Origin of the sequence: uncultured Gemella sp., from assembly GCF_963525875.1 — a bacterium.
Classification (GTDB): domain Bacteria; phylum Bacillota; class Bacilli; order Staphylococcales; family Gemellaceae; genus Gemella.
Genome location: NZ_CAURMG010000056.1, coordinates 1 through 7,412 on the forward strand (window position 1 = coordinate 1; position 7,412 = coordinate 7,412).

Below are 7,412 nucleotides of genomic sequence, written 5' to 3' on the forward strand. Positions count from 1 at the left end.
AATAGTGAATATGTAGGAGAACATTTTAAAGCTCGTGCGTTTATGAGTGGATTTACAGGTTCTGCAGGAACTTTAGTTGTTACTAAAGATTTTGCTGGTTTATGGACTGATGGTAGATACTTCTTGCAAGGTGCTTTGCAATTGGAAGGTTCAGGAATTGAATTACAAAAAATGAGAGAACCGGGAGTTCCGACTATTGCGGAGTTTATTGTAGAGAATACGCCAGAAAATGGAGTTCTAGGTTTTGATGGACGTGTTGTAACTTTTGGTGAAGGAAAAGATTTAGCAACTAGATTAAAACGTAAAAATGCTACGATAAAATATGAAGTGGATTTAGTAGATGAGATTTGGACAGATCGTCCATCTCTATCTGAAGCACCTGCGTTTTATTTAAATTTAGAAAGAGCAGGGGAATCTGTTGCTAGTAAACTAGAAAGAGTGCGTAAAGAAATGCATGAGGTAGGAGCTAACATTCATGTTATTACGACTCTTGATGATATTGGTTGGTTGTTAAATATTCGTGGTATGGATGTGGATTTCTTCCCATTACTATTAAGTTATGCTGTTATTTATGAAGATAAAGTAGACTTATATGTTGATGAAAGAAAGTTATCTGATGAAATAAAAAAACATCTAGAGGAAAATAATGTAACTATTAAACCTTATAACGATGTGTACGCAGATGTGAAAAAATTCTCTGGGAATGATGTAGTTTTAGTTGATCCAGGATGCCTTAACTACGCTGTATTTAATAATATTCCGAAAGATATAACGCTTGTGGAACGTAGAAATCCTACAATTCTTATGAAAGCAATTAAAAATGAAGTCGAGCTTAAACATACGCTTCACGCTCATGTAAAAGATGGTATTGCTCATACTAAATTTATTTATTGGTTAAAACAATTAGTTAAACAAGGCATAAGCGAGCAAGAAGATGAGCTTTCTGCATCTGATAAGTTAGTAGAATTTAGAAAAGAACAAGGTGGCTTTATATGTCCAAGTTTTGCACCTATTTGTGGTCATGCCGAAAATGGTGCGATTATCCACTATTCTTCTTCAAAAGAAACGTCTATTCCATTACGCACAGGAACGTTTTTCTTAACTGATACAGGTGCACATTATGAGGAAGGATCAACTGACATCACTCGTACTACAGCTATGGGTGAAGTTAGCGACAGGTTGAAACGTGACTATACTAGAGTTCTTCAATGTCATTTGCGTCTATCAAGATTGAAATTCTTAGAAGGAATGTCTGGTGCAAATGTCGACTTATTTGCTCGTGCTCCGTTAATGTATAATTATGAAAACTTTAATCACGGAACAGGGCATGGAGTTGGATATTTAGGTAACATTCATGAAGGTCCTCAAGGTATTCACTGGGGAATTTACCGTGCTGCTGAACCATTTAAAGATGGTATGACAATGACTAATGAACCAGGATTATATATTTCAGGATCACATGGTATTCGTCTAGAAAATGAACTTATAATTAGAAATACTGTGAAAAATGAATATGGTCAATTTATGGAATTTGAAGTTATGACTTTTGTTCCTTGGGATTTAGAAGCGATAGATGTATCTCTTCTTACAAATGAAGATAAATATGAGTTAAATAACTACCATAAAAAAGTTTTTGAAGTATTAGCACCACACTTTGAGGGTGAAGAACTAGAGTGGTTAAAACAAGCTACTAGAGAAGTATAATTTATAGTGAAGTAGTTTCCCAAAAGTTCTAATTCTTAAAAAGGTTTGATGCGGTGTTTTATAGATGTCTAAATTTCTTAATAAAAGCTTTTTGGATATCTAATAAACTTTGCGGGAGTGACTCGGCAAAATCGATTTTTTGAAATCATGATTTTTGAGTCGCTCCTTTTACTAATAATCTTTTTAAAAAAGTGATATAATAAAAGGTATACGATTTAATTAAGTGAGCTGATAATTTTTTATGTCGTAGACTAATGAAAAAATTGAGGAGAATCATATGCATTTAAATACACAATTAAAAAAATATGCACAGCTTATAGCTAAAGTAGGATTAAATGTGCAAAAAGATCAACCGGTACTAGTTCGTGCGAGTACAGAAACACGAGAATTTGTAGTGAAAGTTGTAGAAGCGTGTTATGAATTAGGAGCGAAAAGAGTAACTGTAGAGTGGCGTGATCAAGAACTTACGAAATTAAATTTGAATTATCAAACAGAAGAAAATCTAAGTACGGTAGGACAATGGTATATTGATCAATATCAAGCAGAGTTAGATGAAGGTGCAGCGTTCTTATCTATAATTGGAGATGATCCAGATGGTTTAGCAGGTGTTGATAGTGCAAAATTAAAAGCATCAATGGTGGGTCGCTCAAAAGCGATGCGTAATTATATGAAATCAATAATGAGTGATGAATGTCCATGGTGTGTAGTTAGTGCTTCTACAGTAGGTTGGGCGAAAAGATTATTCCCTGAATTAAGTGATGAAGAAGCATATTTAAAACTATGGAACCATATACTAAGTGCTTGCCGTTCTACTGGAGATGATCCTGTAGCTGAGTGGGAAGAACATATAAAAGTATTAGATGAAAAAGCTAAATTTTTACATGAAAATGAGCTAGTAAAACTTCATATTACGAATGATCTAGGAACTGATTTATATGTTGGTTTACCAAAAGATCACATATGGCAAAGTGCAGGTAGTTATGCGAAAAAAGCAGGTCGTTTTGTAGCTAATATTCCAACCGAGGAAGTTTTCACAATGCCTCACAAAGATGAAACTAATGGTATAGTTTATAATGCTAAGCCTTTAAATTATAGTGGGGTGTTAATAGATAACTTCTGGCTAAAATTTGAAAATGGTAAGGTGATAGATTTTGGTGCAGAGCGCGGGTATGATGTTCTAAAAAATCTGCTAGATACTGATGAAGGATCTAGAAAGATCGGGGAAATGGCATTAGTTCCATTTGACTCACCAATTTCTAATACGAAAATTTTATTCTTAGAAACACTATTTGATGAAAATGCAGCATGCCATATTGCTCTTGGAAAGGCCTATCCAACATGTGTAAAAGGTGGACCGGAGATGAGTGATGAACAATTAGCTGAAGTTGGGGCTAATGATAGTCTAGTTCATGTTGATTTTATGATTGGAGAAGCGACGACTAATATTACTGGATATACAGTCGATGGAAAAGAAGTAGCAATTTTTAAAGATGGTAATTGGGCTTAAAGATAATTTTTAAGTTAATATGGGAGTGATTCGAAAATCTTGATTTAGAAGAAATCTATTTTTCCGTATCACTTCCAGTTTTCTTATGTTTCGAAGGGTATTTTTTAAAAATACATGGCTATTATTTGCGAAAAATAAATAAATATGTGATAATAGATTGTACTAACATTTAGAGGTGATTAAATGCGTTTGGATAAATTTTTAAAAGTTTCAAGAATTATAAAAAGAAGAACAGTTGCGAATGAAGTATCATCTGAAGGGCATATTGAGATTAATGGAAAGAAAGCAAAACCATCAAGTGCTCTAAAAGTAGGAGATAAAATTACTATTTATTTTGCAAAAAAAGAAGTAGTATATGAAGTTTTAGAGCTTAAAGATAGCACGAAAAAAGAAGATGCAACAAAAATGTTCAAGATTTTATCGGAAAAAATAAGAGAAGTAGAAAATGAGAGAACAGAACAGTCAATTTAAAAAAGACGTTTTAAAGGCAAAAGCAAAATATAGAAAACGTCGTAAATTTATTATCTTGGCAATTATGACTTTCGCATTAACTATCACATTGTTGCAAACATTTTTATATATTCGAGATAAAAAGCAAATTAATGCACAATTGGCAGAACAAAATCAAATGATTGAGAATTTGGATAAGGAAAACAAAGTTAATGAACTAGTTATAGATAAGCTTAGGGATCCGTATTTTATCACTGATTTAGTAAGACAAGAATATGGACTGAGCTATCAGGGAGAATTGATTTTCAATATACCATTACAAGAGAATTTTCTTCAAACTACCATAAAGTCAATTATGGAAGGTAAATTAGAGAAATCAGATGATAATAATGGTAGAATTGACGATAGTAAGATACCTGAATTGGCGAAAAAAGATAATAAAAAATCAACTTCTAAAAAAGAATCTGATAAAACTAAAGATGCATCGACAGATAAAAAAGCTAGCGATAAAAAAACTAGTGATAATACTTCAGAAAAAGATGAAGACAATAAGCAAGATGATAATAAAACTCAAAGAGTAACTGATAATACAAATTCAAACACTAATAATCAAAGAAGTAACAGAGGGTAGTTCTAGGTTGCTTCTTTTTTATATGTTAACTTTTAATCGACAATTTTTTTAAGTGGTGTTGCAATAAAGGTATTATAAAAAATACTTTTGGTGGTTAATTCATTGAATAGCTGATTTATCAATGCTTTCATAGATTTGTGTTCTATGAATTATAATTTTTAACGTTAAATTTAAGTATAAATATTTGTTAAAAAGATGGTAAAATGTTAATATATAAGTAATAAATTTATCGTAGATATAACTCGGAGGAAATTATGAATAAATATCTAGGTGATGCACTGCATACGGATCTTTACCAAATAAATATGGGATATGCTTACTTTAAGGATGGAATACATGAAAGAAAGTCGTATTTTGATGTTTATTTTAGAAAAATCCCTTTTGGTGGAGGTTATGCTGTATTCGCTGGACTAGCTAAAATCATTGATTATGTAAATTCATTTAAATTTACTGAGTCTGATATAGACTTTTTACGTCAATTAGGATATGAAGAAGACTATCTAAAATATTTAAGTGATATGAAATTCACTGGTAATATAAGGTCTGTTAAAGAGGGTGAAATTGTTTTTGGAAATGAGCCTTTATTAAGAATCGAAGCGCCTCTTATACAAGCTCAAATAATGGAAACTGCAATTTTGAATGTGGTAAATTATCAAATTTTAATAGCTACAAAAGCAGCTAGAATTAAACATTTATGTCCGAATGAAGTTTGTATGGAATTCGGTACTCGTCGTGCTCATGAATTTGATGCGGCAATATGGGGGACTCGTGCTTCTATTATAGGCGGATTTAATGCAACAAGTAACGTGAAAGCAGCAAAACTATTTGATATTCCATGTAGTGGAACACATGCTCATTCATTTGTTCAGGCTTATGAAGATGAGAAAATTGCATTTAAAAAATATGCGGCTGCACATAAGGATTGTTACTTTTTAGTTGATACTTATGATACATTACGTTCAGGGATTCCTACAGCTATAGAAGTGGCAAATGAATTAAAAGATGAAATTAACTTTTTAGGAATTAGATTGGATTCTGGAGATATAGCATATCTTTCAAAAGAAGCCAGAAAAATGTTAGATGCTGCAGGGTATCCGGATGCTAAAATAGTGGCTTCTAATGACTTAGATGAAGATACGATTACTCACTTAAAACAACAAGGAGCGAAAATCGATGCGTGGGGTGTTGGAACTAAATTGATTACAGCATATGATAATCCGGCGCTGGGGGCAGTGTACAAGCTAGCGTGTTTAGAAGATGATAATGGGAACATGGTTGATAGATTGAAGGTTTCTGAAAATCCTGCGAAACTAACTATTCCAGGGATAAAAAGAGTATATAGAATAATAAATAAAGATACTGGAATGGCTGCAGGAGATTATATAGCCTTAGAAAATGAGGATGTAAGTACTGAAGCTAGTATAAAATTATTCCATCCAACTCATACTTATTTGGAAAAGGAAGTTAAGAATTTTGTGGCGCGAGACTTGCATGTAGATATATTCATAAACGGGGTGCAAGTGTATGAAGTTCCTACTGTTCATGAAAGTGCTAGATATTTTAAGGAAAATAAAGAATTGCTATGGAATGAATATTTACGCTTATTAAATCCTGAATTTTATCCTGTAGATTTAAGTTCAAAATGTTGGGAAAATAGAAATTCTATATTGAAAAGAGTAACGAAAAAATCGAATTAAATAGGTGAAAATATGACATTGCAACAAGAAGTAATAAAAAAATTAAGATGTAAAGCTGATATAAACGTCGATGAAGAAATTCGTTTAACAATAAACTTTTTAAAAGATTATATCAGAAAAAATGATTTCATTAAAAGCTTAGTATTAGGAATATCAGGAGGACAAGACTCTACGCTGTGTGGAAAGTTATGCCAAATGGCTATTGATGAATTGAAGTCTGAAACGAAAGAAGATTATAAATTCATTGCCGTAAGATTACCTTATGGGGAGCAGTTTGATGAAGCGGATTGTAATGATGCATTAGAGTTTATTAATCCAGATAAAGTATTTACTGTGAATATAAAAGAAGCAGTGGATGCGAGTGTGGCATCATTAAAATTAGCAGGTGTTGAAATTACAGATTTTGCTAAAGGTAATGAAAAAGCCCGAGAAAGAATGAAAGCTCAGTACTCAATAGCGACTATGAACAAAGGAATAGTAGTTGGTACTGATCACGCGGCGGAAGCAATAACTGGATTTTTTACAAAGTATGGAGATGGTGGCGCAGATGTTATGCCTTTATTTAGATTGAATAAACGTCAAGGGAAAGCGTTGCTAAAATCGTTGAATTGTCCAGAACATCTATATATGAAGAAACCAACTGCAGATTTAGAAGAAGATAGACCTGCATTAGAAGATGAAGTAGCGTTGGGCGTAACATATGATAATATAGATGACTATTTAGAAGGAAAAAAAGTCGCCGATGAAGTTAGGGAAAAGATAGAAGCACATTATCTGCGTTCAGAGCACAAAAGAAATTTACCGGTTACGGTATTTGATTTTTACAATATATAGAAGAAAATTAAAAAAGAGGATACTAATATAAGGTGGTATCCTCTTATACTATTATGAATACAAAGTAAATTGAAGAGAAAATTTGAAAATTATGTTGACATAATTATAGCTTGATGATAGAATAGTAGAAGTCTTCTTGAAAGACGTTAGCTATGTTAACTATCAATAAAAAAGTTTAAAAAAGAACTTGACATAATTAATGCTTAATGATAGAATAGTAAAAGTCTTCATAAGGAGAAGACGAACAATAAAACATTTCAAATTCACAAATGTTAGGAAATTATAAAAAACTCTTGACAAAATAAAAAAGAAATGGTAAACTTAAAAAGTCTTAAAAAAAGACAATGTTAATTATTTCAAAGAAGTAACCGTTTAAAAAGATTTTTAAAAAATATAAAAAACTTATTGACAAAAACTTATTGAAGTGATAAAATAATGAAAGTCTTCCGAGGAAGACAAAAAAATATTTTTAAAAAGTTTCGAAATATACTTGACAAACTATTTTGGAAATGTTAAAATATAAAAGTTGCTAACCGCAACAATTTGAACATTGAAAACTAAACGAATTAAGTCAACGTTAATTCCAAAA

General features: G+C 31.8%; 6 protein-coding genes. All 6 read left to right on the plus strand.

The window, feature by feature from the left end; all coding sequences use genetic code 11:
- Nucleotides 1–1,704 (plus strand): aminopeptidase P family N-terminal domain-containing protein (locus RWQ73_RS07295; protein ID WP_314407691.1); only part of this gene is annotated, 1,704 nt, incomplete at its 5' end.
- A gap of 277 nt (nucleotides 1,705–1,981) precedes the next feature.
- Nucleotides 1,982–3,211: an aminopeptidase gene (locus RWQ73_RS07300; protein WP_314407692.1), complete on the plus strand. Its 1,230-nt coding sequence runs from the start codon at nucleotides 1,982–1,984 to the stop codon at nucleotides 3,209–3,211.
- 183 nt (nucleotides 3,212–3,394) lie between these two features.
- Nucleotides 3,395–3,682 (plus strand): RNA-binding S4 domain-containing protein, encoded by a 288-nt coding sequence (locus tag RWQ73_RS07305; protein ID WP_314407693.1) that lies wholly within the window; start codon nucleotides 3,395–3,397, stop codon nucleotides 3,680–3,682.
- Nucleotides 3,657–4,292 carry a septum formation initiator family protein gene (locus RWQ73_RS07310; protein WP_314407695.1) on the plus strand — a complete coding sequence of 212 codons (636 nt, stop codon included), beginning with the start codon at nucleotides 3,657–3,659 and terminating at the stop codon, nucleotides 4,290–4,292. Before RWQ73_RS07305 ends, RWQ73_RS07310 begins: the two co-directional genes overlap by 26 nt.
- A gap of 254 nt (nucleotides 4,293–4,546) precedes the next feature.
- Nucleotides 4,547–5,989, plus strand: a complete 1,443-nt coding sequence (locus RWQ73_RS07315; RefSeq protein WP_314407696.1) for a nicotinate phosphoribosyltransferase — start codon at nucleotides 4,547–4,549, stop codon at nucleotides 5,987–5,989.
- A gap of 12 nt (nucleotides 5,990–6,001) precedes the next feature.
- Nucleotides 6,002–6,823: an ammonia-dependent NAD(+) synthetase gene (nadE, locus tag RWQ73_RS07320; protein WP_314407698.1), complete on the plus strand. Its 822-nt coding sequence runs from the start codon at nucleotides 6,002–6,004 to the stop codon at nucleotides 6,821–6,823.
- Nucleotides 6,824–7,412: the final 589 nt, after the last annotated feature.

Bases quoted from the DNA above. Each gene is read 5' to 3' on its own strand.
- RWQ73_RS07300 (WP_314407692.1), top strand. From the start codon at position 1,982: ATGCATTTAAATACACAATTAAAAAAATATGCACAGCTTATAGCTAAA.
- RWQ73_RS07315 (WP_314407696.1), top strand. From the start codon at position 4,547: ATGAATAAATATCTAGGTGATGCACTGCATACGGATCTTTACCAAATA.
- RWQ73_RS07305 (WP_314407693.1), top strand. From the start codon at position 3,395: ATGCGTTTGGATAAATTTTTAAAAGTTTCAAGAATTATAAAAAGAAGA.
- RWQ73_RS07310 (WP_314407695.1), top strand. From the start codon at position 3,657: ATGAGAGAACAGAACAGTCAATTTAAAAAAGACGTTTTAAAGGCAAAA.
- nadE (WP_314407698.1), top strand. From the start codon at position 6,002: ATGACATTGCAACAAGAAGTAATAAAAAAATTAAGATGTAAAGCTGAT.